Genomic DNA, 14,049 nt, shown 5'->3' with positions numbered 1-14,049 from the left:
GTTGGTCCAGAGGAAGTGGATGTGATGCAGGATAACATGGACCTGATGATTCGGATCAAAGAGACAGGAGAAAAGATCCGGGTGAACTCCTATTTTACGAGTTCATATTACAAAGTGGAACGTGTTACGTTCGCAGATGGAACGTATTGGACCCAAACCCAGCTTGAGTCCAATGTTATTACGCAAGCTGCTGCAAAGAATGCTAGCCTTTTAAAAAATAATTCATACAATGTGGAAGCAGCTAGTCAAGCGGCAATTTCGGCTCAAACTGAACAACTTATACAAGCGATGTCAACGTTCTCGGCCACTTCCGATATGGATACGTCGCAATTTGCAAGTGAAAAAAGATATACTGAGCTTCCAGTATTAACGGAATCTTGGACGAAAATATAAATCATCTTTTGAATTAACAGTTTTCTACTCCGTTCAAAATGAAATTTTGAACGGAGCAGGTCCTAATTGTAAATTGATTTATAATGCATTGTATAAAGACTATAGGTCAGCCATGATCCAATACGATCATGGCTGACCTTTTCATACTGCCGAAATATAGTTTTGAGATGAATTACCATTTTTGCTATAGTAAAAGAATGCGTTTGCAATAAATAAGAATTATCCAAAAATGGGAGGATTATTGAATGACAAAGACAGATTTCGCGGCGTACAGGTGGATGAATGAGGGGAACATCAGGTTTGAGGATGATGCTATTATATTAGAAGCCACTGCTAACAGCGACTTTTTCTGCAACAACGGTGCTATAGCCGAAGAAGGACTTACCCCTGAGAGTCTGACCAATGCGCCTTTCTTCTATACAGAAGTGTCCGGTGATTTCGTGCTGCGGGTGAAGGTTAGTCATGACTTCCGGGATACCTACGATTCCTCTTCCATTATGGTGATGCAGGACCTGACGGTCTGGGCCAAAGCCTGCTTTGAGCTGACAGATTTCGATACCCACGCTGTGGTCAGTGTGGTAACGAACCAGACCTCGGATGATGCGAATGGCTGTAATATTGACGGCAATGAGGTATGGCTGCAGGCCGCCAGATCCGGGAATGCCTTCGCCTTTCATTATTCGACAGATGGTGTAAGGTTTGATATGATGCGCTTCTTTAACCTACCGGTGGGAGAAACGATCAAGGTTGGACTATTGGCACAAGCCCCTACAGGCGAAGGCGGAGAGCGAATCTACCGGAATTTCACACTGGAGAACCGGACGGTCAAAAATATAAGAGCGGGTGAATAACAGCCGTGAATAGGCTGTAACGAAGGTATGGAAAATGTTTTAGCGTGCGCTGCCCTTTATCTGTCTGGGCCAGATGAAATAGGTAACGGTGATGATCAAGTCAATGCCGACTACAACCGACCATACCGTAAGGATGCTTAACAGCGCTTCCGTGCGGGCGGGATCGTCAATCCAGACGATGAGTCCATATAGAATGCCTGCGGCGAGCGCAAAAGAGAGCAGATGCTTCACCCAGCCCTTGAAATAATGCCGGGCGTGCTCCATACCGTACCGTTTGACCGGCTGCGCCCCTTGCTTGGTGACATAGTAGCGGAAGCGTTCGTCGGCCCAGGCGATCATGCTTTTGCCGAACACGATGGATACTGAGATATACACAGCTGCAAGCGCATGCGCTGTCGTAGCGGAAGCTCCCCCGGCCAGATCCACACCAGAGATGACTAACAGAATAATATCCAGCACCGGAGTCAGCGCCAGGAGTATCAGGCCCAGCGTGTTGCGCTTGAAAATATATCGTGCCGTGAAACCGGCAAGAATGACCACCCAGAATAACACTTCGCACGTAACAATTGCCCACGCTACCAGATTCATAAAGCACCTCTTGTCAGGATTATTTGTGGTAATAACGGAAGTATAGCAGCGAAATTTAAACAATACAACCGTATTATTTAAATTGTGTTTCGTATTCTGCTTATGCTACAATATGGGCATGCCAAAAATAGTAGATCATTCAGAGCGGAAATCGAATATTGCAGAAGCAACCTGGCGTGTCATTATTCATCAGGGAATCAAAGGGGCAACTGTGCGTAATATTGCTGCTGAGGCGGGTGTGTCTCTGGGAGCGCTGCGCCATTATTTCTCCACCCAGCATGAATTGCTGGTGTTTGCTATGAATCTGGTGAAGGAACGGGTCACTGCACGGATCGTGGACATCATGCAGACAGACCTTCCACCCAGGGAACAGGTTGCCAGGGTGCTGCTGGAGCTGCTTCCTACGGATGACGGCAGCATGGCGGAAATGGAGGTATGGTTTGCGTTTATCTTCCATCTCAAGTCCGCCGGGGAACATAACGATGAGCATCATGACGCCATCTATCCCCTTATCATCCAGCTGATCGATTATCTGGACCAGCATGAGCTGCTTCGGCAGGAGCTGGATAAGGACAGTGAAGCTGAGCGGCTGTATGCCGTGGTCGACGGACTGGCCCTGCACGCCATGCTGGAGCCTGAACGGCTGAATTCACAGCGGATGATCCGGGTGCTGAACGTTCATCTGGATTCAATCTGCAGCAGCGCGAAGCCTCAGTAATTTGCTATATTGCTAGAGTTATGTTATAAAAAGTAGTGTATATTTTTTCGGGTTGTTACTGTTAAATCAGGCAAAACCGCTACCTTATCAAAGGTGTGGTTTTGCCTTTTCTTGTTTATTCTGCAGTAATAGCTGAAACCAAAAACTATAAAGAGAGTTGGAGAGAAGCATGCAAACAACATTCAGAATTATCGACGAAGACGGAATTCACGCGCGTCCGGCCACGGCGCTGGTCAATACAGCTACCAAGTTTAAGGACACTGAAGCCTTTGCTGAAGCAAAGGGTAAGAAAGTTACTTTGAAATCCATTCTCGGTGTATTGTCACTCGGACTGGAAAGCGGCGACACTCTGACCCTGATCACTGAAGGCGGACAGGAAGCAGAAGCCCTTGGCGCACTTCAGGATGTAATGATCAAAGAGGGCTTGGGCGAGCTCAATGATTAAGATTTCAGGCATCGCGGCTTCCGCAGGTATTGCTGTTGCTAAAGCGTTTATCCTGAAGCATCCGGACTACACCATCACGAAGACCTCCATAAGCGATGTGGAGCTTGAGATTGTCAAGCTGGAGAGCGCCCTAGAGATTTCGAAGGGTGAACTGGCGCGGATTAAGGCGCGTACACTGGCAGAGCTGGGAGAGAAGAAAGCAGAGATTTTCGAATCCCATCTGCTGATTCTTGAAGATCCGGAGCTGATCAGCCCGGTGATGGACAAAATCCGTGAGGAAGCTGTAAACGCGGATTATGCGCTGCAGGAGGTCGCCAACCAGTTCATCGAAATGTTCGAGAATATGAAAAGCACCTATCTGCAGGAACGTGCTGCCGACATGCGTGATGTAACCAAACGTGTGCTGAACCATCTGCTGGGAATTTCCTATGTCAGCCCGGCAGAAATCAGCGAAGAGGTTATTGTAATTGCTGAGGATCTGACGCCTTCAGATACAGCACAGCTTAACCGTAAATATGTAAAAGGCTTCACTACCAATATCGGCGGACGTACCTCACACTCGGCAATTATGGCCCGCTCCCTGGAAATACCGGCAGTCGTTGGCACCAAGCATGTAATGTCTGAGGTGAAAGCCGGAGACCTTATCATTGTAGACGGGTTAAGCGGGGACGTGCTGGTGAATCCCGGCGAAGCTGAAGTAGCCTTGTACATAGCCAAGCAGAAGGAGTACGACCTGCAGATCGCTGAATGGAAAAAGCTGCGCGAAGAGCCTACGGTATCCGCAGACGGCAAGCATGTAGAGCTGGCAGCCAATATCGGTACGCCGAATGATGTTGCAGGCGTAATAGACAATGGCGGTGAAGGCGTTGGCCTGTACCGCACAGAGTTCCTCTACATGGGCCGCGACAAGCTGCCTTCCGAAGAGATTCAGTATAATGCCTACCGTACCGTGCTTGAGAATATGCAAGGCAAGCCGGTTGTCGTCCGTACACTGGATATCGGCGGCGACAAGGAGCTGCCATACCTGGAGCTTCCGAAGGAAATGAATCCGTTCCTTGGGTTCCGCGCGATCCGGCTCTGTCTGGACCGCCAGGATATTTTCCGTACCCAGCTGCGTGCTTTGCTGAGAGCCAGTGTGCATGGCGATCTGCGCATCATGTTCCCGATGATTGCCACTCTGGGTGAATTCCGTGCAGCCCGTGATCTGCTGCTGGAAGAGAAGGCTAAGCTGCATGAAGAAGGCAAAGAAGTATCGGATCAGATTCAGCTGGGTATCATGGTCGAGATTCCTTCTACTGCGGTACTCGCTGACCAGTTCGCGAAGGAAGTGGATTTCTTCAGTATTGGTACGAACGATCTGATTCAATATACTATGGCTGCTGACCGGATGAATGAACGGGTATCCTACCTGTATCAGCCTTATAATCCGGCCATCCTGCGTCTGATCAAGAATGTAATTGATGCTGCTCATGCAGAGGGCAAATGGACGGGCATGTGCGGCGAAATGGCCGGAGATGTCACAGCTATTCCGCTGCTGCTGGGTCTGGGCCTCGATGAATTCAGTATGAGTGCAACCTCCATCCTGCCGGCACGCAGCCAGATTGCCAAGCTGTCCGCGGCGGAGATGAAGGAGCTGGCTGCCAAGGCGCTGCAGCTGGGCACTGCTGAAGAAGTCGCTGCACTGGTGCAGGCTATTAATTATTAAGTTTTAAGTTTTAAGTTTTAAGTATTAAGTATTTTCCCTGCTGATGCTGTTCGTTTTGAATCCACTTTTTCCAGTTCATTGTTGCCGGTATTCTCTTAGTAGAGTGCCGGTTTTTTTCTGTTCAGACAGGAGATGAAATCAATGATTTACAGCCTTATTTGCGCATGATAAAATGTTTTTAAATCACGAAATATCTATTTTTGCAATGAAATACATCACATAGATTGGCTGTTCATTAACCGGGTGTCCTCTAAGTGCCGTTTGCTGAGGGCACCCTTTTTCTAGGATTTCTTAGCTGTCTGCCAGACATCGCAGCTCATTTCATTGGGCTATCCGCATTCGTGAAGCACACTGGAGGATTAGGATGATAAGAGCGGTAATTATCGATGATGAAAAACCGGCACTGGATGTGCTCCGTTACCTGCTGCAAAAGGATGGTCGGGTAGAGGTTGTCGGGGCATTTCAAAGGCCTAAGGAGGCACTGGAGCAAATACGCGGGCTGCAGCCGGATATTGTGTTCCTGGATATGGAGATGCCGCTGATGAACGGTGTGGATCTCGCAGGAATACTGCTGGAGAGCTTCAGGGATCTGGAGGTTGTTTTTGTGACTGCACATGATTCGTATGCCGTGGAAGCCTTCCGGATTGAAGCCCTGGATTATTTGCTTAAACCTCCGACACCTGTGCAGCTTGACCGGGCAGTAACACGCTATCAGAAGAAACGGCGGCTGTACGGAGAACAGATGATGCCGCTTAATCAGGCAAGGATTGTCAGCTTCGGGGGGTTCGATGTGCTGAATGCGGGCAGCCGGGAGGATACGGTCAAATGGAGAACCTATAAGTCCAAGGAACTGATGTCCTTCCTGTTTCTGAAAGGGCCGGCTTACGTTCCCAAAGGCCAGATTATTCAGGCGCTATGGCCGGAGTGCAGTGACGTGCAGGCTCACTCCAATCTGCATACCACAATCTACAAAATGAAGACGGCACTCAAAAAAGCGGGAATTCATGTGGAAATTCATTTCAAGGGCGGGAGCTACCGGATGGAGATTGCCGGTGCTGCCGGGGATTTATGGGAGTTTGAGGATTTTGCCAGGTCGAATCCTCCCTTGACCCCGCTTAAGGTGCCCAGATATGAATATATTCTGGAGCTGTATCAAGGTGAGCTGTTTGCGGATGACGATTATTTATGGAGCAGCTCGAAGAGAGCGGAGATGCTCGGATTCTACGTGATGCTGTCGAAGAGGCTGTGCAGTTACTTTATCGCGGAGGGACGGCTGGAGGAGGCTACGAACCGGGTTCATCTCCTGCTGGATAAATCACCGCTTGATGAAGAGGCGCATGAGCTGCTGATGGGGATTTATTTCCGCCAAAAAGACCGGATCAGCCTGATCCGGCATTATCATGCGATGAAGGAACTGCTAAACTATGAGCTGGGGCTTGAGCCGAAAGAATCGGTAAGGCAGCTGTACAGCGAAATGCTCTATAGACAGTGAATACTGGCAGGACTCAGGTCCATTTGGCGGACCATAGCTTCATTTCGTGGAGAATCTGATGCAGATCCGCACCTTTGGGGGTCAGTGTATATTCCACAGTAACCGGAACGGTCGGGTAGACGCAGCGTTCAAGTACTCCATGCTCTTCGAGGTGTCTCAGGGTGCTGGTCAGCGCACGCGGGCTGATGCCTTCGATATTGCGCTGCAGCTCACCGAAGCGTTTCGTGCCGCCCTGCAGCTCTCTCAGTACCAGGAAAGCCCATTTTCCGGCTAGTACCTCCAATGTTTTTTCTATGTTGCATTCAATAGATATGGGGTTCTTAGGAATATAATTACTGGCAGAATTGGCTGCTTTCAAGGGATTTCCTCCTGTTCCATGGCACTATACCAGAGTATAGCAACTATACTGGATGACATATAATAAACTATTTTTCACTTCTTTCTATTATATACAATCTGTTCTAGAATGAACATGTGTATGGAGCAACCGGTTAACAGGGCCGGATTCAGAGAGGAGCAAGGGATTCATGAAATACCGCAGATTAGGTGGAACCGGACTTAAAGTCAGTGAGATCAGCCTGGGAAGCTGGTTGACCTACGGAGGATATGTAGAACAGGACAATGCCGTTAGAGCCATTGAAACCGCTTACTCCCAAGGCATTAATTTTTTTGATACGGCTAATGTGTATGAAAAAGGAGCAGCGGAAAAAGTGCTGGGTGCTACCTTGAGCAGCTATCCGCGCGAATCCTATGTGCTGGCGACCAAAGTATACGGTGTAATGGGTGACGGTCCCAATGACCGCGGCCTGTCCCGTAAGCATATTACCGAGCAATGTCATGCCAGCCTGAAACGGCTGGGTGCTGAATATGTGGATCTGCTGTATTGCCACCGGTATGATCCGGAAACGCCCATTGAAGAGACGCTGCGGGCGCTGGATGATCTGGTCCGGCAGGGCAAGGTGCTCTATGTAGGCGTAAGTGAATGGACGGCGGCGCAGATGGCCGAGGCCCTTGCGGTTGCCGACCGGTATCTGCTGGATCATATCGTGGTCAACCAGCCGATCTACAATATGTTCGAACGTTATATCGAGAAAGAGATTATTCCGCTGGGCCTGCGCAAGGGGATCGGACAAGTCGTATTCTCGCCGCTGGCCCAGGGGCTGCTGACCGGCAAATACAGCTCGGTCTCCGATATTCCAGAGGATAGCCGGGCCGCTAAGCTTGACTGGATGCGTAAAGGAATCACGGAGGAAAGAATCGCCAAGGTTCAGGAGCTGGGCACGATTGCCGCTGAGCTGGATATTTCTGTAGGTAATCTGGCGCTGGCCTGGATTCTGCGTCAGCCTAATGTAGCCAGTGCCCTGGTTGGCGCCAGCCGTCCGGAGCAGGTGGAAGAGAATGTGAAGGCTTCGGGTATTGAGCTCACCGGGGATGTATTAACACGGATTGAAGAAATTATCGGCTAAATTACCGGCTAAGAGAGGAAGGATGCAGGATGAAGGTTCTATTTATCGGAGGTACAGGACTCATCAGCCAGGCCGTATCCCGGCTGGCAGTGGAACGGGGAATAGAACTTTATCTGTTCAACCGTGGAGAGCGGAGCAGCTTCGTGCCGCAAGGTGCGCGGGTGATCCAGGGGGATATCCGCGATAAGGAGAAGTCTGCCGAGGCGCTGAAGGATTACGAATTCGATGTGGTGGTGGACTGGATAGCCTTCACACCGGAGCATGTACAGACGGATATTGCCTTATTTACCGGAAAAACAAAGCAGTACATCTATATCAGCTCCGCCTCCGCTTATCAGAAGCCGCAGCGTAATTATCTCATTACTGAGGAAACGCCGCTGGTGAATCCGTACTGGCAGTACTCCAGGGATAAGATTGCCTCTGAACAGCTGCTGCTGGAGGCGTATCAGAACAGCGGCTTCCCGGTTACGATTGTCCGTCCATCCCATACGTATGGAGACACGGCCATTCCGGCGGCACTGACCAGCTGGAGTAATCCATGGTCGCTGGTGGAACGCATCCGCAAAGGCCAGCCGCTTGTTATTCACGGCGACGGCACCTCCCTATGGACGCTGACACATAATTCCGATTTTGCCAAAGGGTTCGTCGGGCTGCTGGGTCACCCGGAGGCGATCGGGGAAGCGATTCATATTACTTCTGACGAAGTGCTGAACTGGAATCAGATCTATGCTGCTATCGGCGAGGCCGCAGGCAGAGAACCGAAGGTTGTGCATATCTCTACCGACTTCATCGCCGCGAACACACCGCCGGGGACGGCGGACGGGCTGATTGGGGATCAGGCAGTGAGCAGCGTGTTCGACAACAGCAAGATCAAACGCCTTGTTCCTGATTTCGAAGCAACGGTCCCCTTCGCCGGAGGGGTGAAGCGCTCGGTCGCCTGGTTCGAAGCTCATCCTGAATGTTGCACGGTGGATCAGGATTGGTCCAAGATGCTGGACGGACTGATTGCTAGGCATGGAGTGGATGCGAAGCTGATCACGTATTACGTTTAATGAGGGAAGAATAGTATCAGCTATGATTTAATAGTAGAAACAGGTGCCGTCCTTAAAGGGAGGGTGCCTGTTTTTTTGTGCAGGAGCGGCGGGTCCGTTATTCCGGGTATAGCATGAAATACGGATTCGTGAATATACTCTCACTACCGAAATCCCCTCATAAAAGGAGTCCTGGTCATGCCGACACATCCATATGTCTCCCGTTTTTTTGTGAATACCGATGCACGCCGTGAGAAGCTGATTTATGATTTGCCGGAATCCTGGTGGAGCCGTCCCTATGAATACGAATGGTGCACCAACTTTATTTCACCGCATGATGTGGTGCTGGATGCTGCCTGCGGAATATCCCACCCGCTTAAATTCTACCTTGCCGGCTATAGCGCAGAGGTCTTCGCCTGTGATATTGATGCCCGGATTCTGTCACGGGAAGCGATTATGCAGGATATTGCCGATGATATCGGAGAATTGGCAGCCCAGCAGGTGCAGGCCAGAAGAACGAACCGGCTGCATCTGACCCAGGCGGATCTGACCGCACTGCCGTATGAGGATGAGAGCTTCGATACGATTTTTTGCATCTCGGTACTGGAGCATCTGTCCGTGCAGGATTCGGTGCTTGCGGTGCGGGAATTTCACAGGACTCTTAATGGAGAAGGTCTGCTCGTGCTGACCTTTGATTATCCGACCGTGAACCTGCCGCGGATGAATGAGATTCTGCTCCAGGCCGGATTTCAGTATTGGGGCGAGACAGATTTCAATCTTCCGGCAGATGCGGTGCATACCGATCAGTGGGGCGGCCTGAACTGCTTCCGGGCGGTGCTCAAGAAGGCGCAGGGTTAGTACCAGCATAGAACGGTAGAGGTATAATCCCCATCATTTGGTTGTTTCCTTCCGGTATAGTAGAATAGGCTCAAGACGGAAGAGAGAAGGAGACAACTTCATGGGGATGATTGGTAACTACATCACTGTAACTGCGGAACTGCTTCAGGCCATCCGGGATGAAGAGATCAGTCTGCACGGAATCGAACCGAAGCTGGATATCGATAAGGCCTGGCAGGCGCTGCATTATACACTAAGCGGCGGGGGCACGGAGGAAGGTTCAGCACTTGGGGCGGTTGTGCCAATGAATGGCCAGCATTATGCCGGCCACTATTCCGATGCCGAGGTATTTGTGCTGGAGCCGGAACAGGTGAAAGAAACCGCTGCTGCCCTGGATGGAATAGAAGAGGCGTATTTGCGGGAACGATATCAATTCCGGCAGATGCTGGACGAAGGGGTTTATCCGCTGGTGGATGATGATGAACCGGAAGAGTTTTTTGACTATATGTATACGTATTTCACGGCTATGAAGGAGTTCTACCGGACCGCAAGCGCGGATCAAGCGTATGTAGTATTCTATATCTCATAACCCAATTGAATTTGTGGAAAAGGAGCCAGACAACTTGCGCAGATACGCCATTATAATTATGATTCTGCTCCTAGTAGTACCGGCTGCGGGTCTCAGTGCCGAAGGGGCTGCTCCGCAGGACAAGATTCAGCTTGCTTTTGCCGGAGATATTCTGCTGGACGGTTTTGTCGGCGAGCAGATTGCCAAATACGGGGTCAATTTCCCGTTCGTCAAAGTGGCGCCAGTGCTGAAGAAGGCCGATCTGGCTTTTGCCAATCTGGAGACACCGGTCTCGGTACGGGGAGACGCCGCAGAGAAAATGTTTGCCTTCCGCTCCAAGCCGGCTGCATTGGCCGGACTGAGCTACGCCGGAATTGACGGAGTATCGCTGGCGAATAATCATATTCTGGATTATGGACAAACCGCCATGCTCGACACGCTGATCCATCTGGACAGAAATAAGATCGGACACACCGGGGCAGGCGCGAATATACAAGAGGCTTTTAAACCTTACACCAAGACGGTCAAAGGCAAGCGGATCGCCATGCTGGGCGTAAGCCGGGTATTGTCTGACCCTTCCTGGTATGCAGGCAAGAACAGTCCGGGTGCGGCTTCCGCCTATACAGCGGAGCCTCTGCTGAGTGCGATTAAGCAATCAGCCAAGGACAACGATTATACCATTGTCTATATTCACTGGAATCAGGAGTTCAAGGACTACCCTGAACAGTATGCCCGGACTCTGGCAAAACAGATGATCGACAGCGGGGCCGATATTATCCTCGGAGCGCACAGCCATTGTCTGATGGGGATCGAATATTACAAGCATAAGCCGATCTACTATTCGCTGGGCAATTTCGTGTTCAACCGCTCTACACGGGGCGGGGACAAGACGCTGCATTCGATGCTGGTCAACTTCACGATCAGCAATTCCGGGGTGACAAGCAGTATTACTCCGGTCAAAATCATTGGCGGGCAGCCCAATTTCATGGGTGAAGCCTATAACAAAGAGACCTACAAACTGCTGAATGAGCTCTCCTTCAATGCGAAGATCACAGCGGGCGGAGCGGTCAGCGAGAAGCTCTGAAGCAACAGGGAGCGCTGAGGATATACTTCAATAGCCCGGAGAAGCAGACTCTTCTTCTCCGGGCTATTTGCATTGGAGCCAAGTCATATTCATTTTGTGCTATTCATTATTAGCATTGTACTAACGGCGTAAAGCTATTCTACTCTACAATATGAATATTAGTTCATCAAGGAGGTTTTTGCAGAAGTGAGAACGGGAACCGTTAGAAGCAAAGTCAAGTTTGATGAGAGCTGGGGTTTTTATAAAGGGGAGCTCCAGATTCCTTATGCAGTCAAGGGTGGAATGACAGGCGGTATTACAGATACGGGTGCTCTCCGGGAGGGGGAGTGGCTGGATATCGCTTTTAATGATAAAGGAATGGGTGAGCAGCAGCTGGAATGGACCGCACTCAGCCTGCCGCATGACTGGTGTGTGGAGCAGCAGTATGTTCCGGATGAGATGCTTGGCGCAAGGGATGGCAGCCATGGTTATCTGCCGGGCGGTACAGGCTTCTACCGCAAAACCTTCGAGCTTCCGGCAGACGCTGCAGGCAGTAAATGGACGGTACGCTTTGACGGAGTATCGGGCACCAGCACAGTATGGGTTAACGGGCATCTGATCGGCTCGCATCATGGCGGATATATAGGGTTCAGTTACGATCTGTCGGATGTTCTCCGCTATGGCGGGGAGGGCAGTAATGTCATTCTGGTCAAAGTAGATGCTACCGAATGTGAAGGCTGGTGGTATGAGGGCTGCGGCATTTACCGTCATGTCTGGCTGGAGAATACGGACCGCCTGCATGTAGCCGAGTACGGAACCTATATAACGACACCGGAAGTGGCCCAAGAGCAGGCCGTAGTCAACATCCGCACACGCCTCCGCAATGATTATACGGAGGGCCTGCCGGTATCCCTGCGCACGGTAATTTATGATGCTGCTGGAATGCAGATCTGCGCGCATTCGGCGGATGCCTTTGCGGACTGGCATGCTGAGACGGAGATTGAGCAGAGCTTTGAGGTGAAGCAGCCCATGCTCTGGGGCACGGAATCGCCGTATTTATATAAGGCGGAATCAACTGTTATATATGAAGGGAAAGAGCTCGATCGGTATGAGACCGTGTTCGGCATCCGCAGCATCCGCTTCGATGCGGAGGAAGGCTTCTTCCTGAACGGAGAACCGCTGCTCATCAAAGGAACATGCAACCATCAGGATTTCGCCGGGGTCGGCGTAGCGCTGCCGGACAGCCTGATCGAATACAAGCTTAGACTGCTGCAGGAGATGGGCTCCAACGCCTACCGCAGTGCCCACCATCCTCCAACCCCCGAGCTGCTGGATATCTGCGACCGGATTGGCATGCTGGTGATGGATGAGAACCGCAAGCTCGACAGCAGTCCGAATGGACTGAGCCAGCTGGAGCGGATGCTCCTCAGAGACCGGAATCATCCCTCAGTAATCATCTGGAACCTGGAGAATGAGGAGGTACTTGAAGGTACCGTGACAGGTACCCGGATACTGAAGACACTCGCGGATCGGACCCGCCGGATCGATCCGACCCGCCCGACCTCTGCGGCGATGAACCATGGCTGGAACGAGAATGGCTATAACGATGTGGTAGAGATTACAGGCTATAATTACGGACACCGGGACACCCATAATATCGACATCCGTGACCACGGGCTATATCCGGAGCGGCTGATGATCGGCAGTGAATGTGCCAGTTACACCGCAACCCGGGGGATTTATGAAGATGATCCGGTCAAGGGCTACTGCTCCGAATACGGCACGAACATTCCTTCCTGGGGCTGCACTCCGCAGCAGGCGTGGAGCGATCTGGTGAATCACCGTTTTCTGACCGGCGTCTTCATGTGGACCGGATTCGATTATCGGGGGGAGCCAACCCCTTATCTCTGGCCGTGCATTAACTCGCATTTCGGGCTGATGGACACCTGCGGGTTCCCCAAAGACAGCTATTACTATATGCAGGCGGTGTGGAAGGACGAGCCGATGGTTCATGTGCTGCCGCACTGGAATTGGCCGGGCTCGGAGGGGAAGCCGGTTGAGGTGCGCGTATTCTCCAACACCGAGACGGTGGAGCTGAGTCTGAACGGCAGAAGTCTGGGCGAACAGCAGGCAGACAGAACCGGGTATTTATCGTGGGAGGTCATCTATGAGCCGGGTGAGTTAAAAGCTACCGGCAAACGAGGCGGCCTGGCCATTGCCGAGAAGGCTGTAGTCACAGCAGGCCAGCCGTACCAGATCGCGTTGTTCCCTGACCGGCTGGAGGGCCGGGCGGATGGCTGTGATACGATCCCGGTCCGCGTGGCTGTCCTGGACAAGCAGGGGTATGTCGTTCCTGCGGCCGACAACGAGATCCGGTTTGAAGTGTCGGGAGCCGGAGGGCTGCTCGGCGTCGGCAACGGCAATCCAAGCAGCCATGAGCCGGACAAGTCTCCGCTGCGGCGTGCTTTTAACGGCTGGTGCCTGGCCTTGATTCAGGCTTCAGCGGAAGCCGGTTCCATTCAGGTGCGGGCGGTGTCCATGGGACTGGCCTCTGCGGAAGTGGTGCTGCAGGTGACTGCGGAATAATCATAAGGCGCGGAGTGAACTTGTGGAGCGGCTATTTATTTCCGGCGGGTGGAACGATAATATATAAGATGAACCAATGAAGATAACAAAGCGAGAAGGAACGAAGGGGAATTTTGGAACTGTAGGAGCGGTAGCGACCGCCTGAAAGCTTTCCCCAGGAAAGCTCGCTTCGGAAGCATCAGTAGTCACCGGATTTCCACCGCGAACAGCGGTATAATTTGAGAAATCTGGAGACAACAGCGGCCGGAAGTCCAAATATTCACCGCAGTGACGACTGAGCCTTACGTAATTTCTTAGGTGCATTTT

14 protein-coding genes are annotated in these 14,049 nt (G+C 51.3%); 12 read left to right on the top strand and 2 right to left on the bottom strand.

Features of this window, described 5'->3' with window-relative positions:
* Together GC101_RS00140 and GC101_RS00135 are read left to right on the top strand one after the other, a co-directional pair.
* Positions 1–393: calcium-binding protein (locus GC101_RS00140; RefSeq protein ID WP_216626403.1), on the top strand; the 393-nt coding region annotated here is incomplete at its 5' end.
* A gap of 245 nt (positions 394–638) precedes the next feature.
* Positions 639–1,244: a DUF1349 domain-containing protein gene (locus GC101_RS00135; RefSeq protein ID WP_171715636.1), complete on the top strand. Its 606-nt coding sequence runs from the start codon at positions 639–641 to the stop codon at positions 1,242–1,244.
* A 39-nt stretch (positions 1,245–1,283) separates the two neighbouring features.
* Here GC101_RS00135 and GC101_RS00130 read toward each other — a convergent pair whose 3' ends face one another.
* Positions 1,284–1,832 carry a hypothetical protein gene (locus GC101_RS00130; RefSeq protein ID WP_171715635.1) on the bottom strand — a complete coding sequence of 183 codons (549 nt, stop codon included), beginning with the start codon at positions 1,830–1,832 and terminating at the stop codon, positions 1,284–1,286.
* Between the two features lie 118 nt (positions 1,833–1,950).
* On the opposite strand from GC101_RS00130, the gene GC101_RS00125 reads away from it, so the two are divergent.
* The 4 genes from GC101_RS00125 (at position 1,951) to GC101_RS00110 (ending at position 6,192) form a co-directional block, all read left to right on the top strand.
* Positions 1,951–2,550 (top strand): TetR/AcrR family transcriptional regulator, encoded by a 600-nt coding sequence (locus GC101_RS00125; RefSeq protein ID WP_171715634.1) that lies wholly within the window; start codon positions 1,951–1,953, stop codon positions 2,548–2,550.
* Positions 2,551–2,719: 169 nt separating this feature from the next.
* A complete protein-coding gene (locus GC101_RS00120; protein ID WP_039307843.1) occupies positions 2,720–2,995 on the top strand; it encodes an HPr family phosphocarrier protein in 276 nt (91 codons plus the stop codon).
* Positions 2,988–4,700 carry a phosphoenolpyruvate--protein phosphotransferase gene (gene ptsP / locus GC101_RS00115; protein ID WP_171715633.1) on the top strand — a complete coding sequence of 571 codons (1,713 nt, stop codon included), beginning with the start codon at positions 2,988–2,990 and terminating at the stop codon, positions 4,698–4,700. Before GC101_RS00120 ends, ptsP begins: the two co-directional genes overlap by 8 nt.
* A 364-nt stretch (positions 4,701–5,064) precedes the next feature.
* Positions 5,065–6,192 (top strand): response regulator, encoded by a 1,128-nt coding sequence (locus GC101_RS00110; protein WP_171715632.1) that lies wholly within the window; start codon positions 5,065–5,067, stop codon positions 6,190–6,192.
* A 13-nt stretch (positions 6,193–6,205) separates the two neighbouring features.
* On the opposite strand, the gene GC101_RS00105 is transcribed toward GC101_RS00110, so the two are convergent.
* On the bottom strand, positions 6,206–6,550 hold the full coding sequence (locus GC101_RS00105) for a winged helix-turn-helix transcriptional regulator (RefSeq protein ID WP_171715631.1): 345 nt from the start codon (positions 6,548–6,550) through the stop codon (positions 6,206–6,208).
* A gap of 169 nt (positions 6,551–6,719) precedes the next feature.
* On the opposite strand from GC101_RS00105, the gene GC101_RS00100 reads away from it, so the two are divergent.
* From GC101_RS00100 to galA, 6 genes are all read left to right on the top strand, one after another.
* Entirely contained in the window at positions 6,720–7,658 is a 939-nt protein-coding gene (locus GC101_RS00100; protein ID WP_171715630.1) for an aldo/keto reductase family protein, read from the top strand.
* Between the two features lie 29 nt (positions 7,659–7,687).
* The gene (locus GC101_RS00095; RefSeq protein ID WP_171715629.1) at positions 7,688–8,710 is read left to right on the top strand and encodes an SDR family oxidoreductase; all 1,023 of its coding nucleotides are present in this window, start codon (positions 7,688–7,690) and stop codon (positions 8,708–8,710) included.
* A 177-nt stretch (positions 8,711–8,887) separates the two neighbouring features.
* A complete protein-coding gene (locus GC101_RS00090; protein ID WP_039307858.1) occupies positions 8,888–9,547 on the top strand; it encodes a class I SAM-dependent methyltransferase in 660 nt (219 codons plus the stop codon).
* Positions 9,548–9,647: 100 nt separating this feature from the next.
* The gene (locus GC101_RS00085; protein WP_171715628.1) at positions 9,648–10,115 is read left to right on the top strand and encodes a YfbM family protein; all 468 of its coding nucleotides are present in this window, start codon (positions 9,648–9,650) and stop codon (positions 10,113–10,115) included.
* A 58-nt stretch (positions 10,116–10,173) separates the two neighbouring features.
* On the top strand, positions 10,174–11,178 hold the full coding sequence (locus tag GC101_RS00080; protein ID WP_171715639.1) for a CapA family protein: 1,005 nt from the start codon (positions 10,174–10,176) through the stop codon (positions 11,176–11,178).
* Between the two features lie 186 nt (positions 11,179–11,364).
* Positions 11,365–13,743 (top strand): beta-galactosidase GalA, encoded by a 2,379-nt coding sequence (gene galA, locus GC101_RS00075; RefSeq protein ID WP_171715627.1) that lies wholly within the window; start codon positions 11,365–11,367, stop codon positions 13,741–13,743.
* Positions 13,744–14,049: the final 306 nt, after the last annotated feature.

The sequence above is a fragment of the Paenibacillus phytohabitans genome, from assembly GCF_013141775.1.
GTDB lineage: Bacteria > Bacillota > Bacilli > Paenibacillales > Paenibacillaceae > Paenibacillus_AQ > Paenibacillus_AQ phytohabitans.
This window is presented reverse-complemented; position numbering and strand designations above follow the sequence as displayed.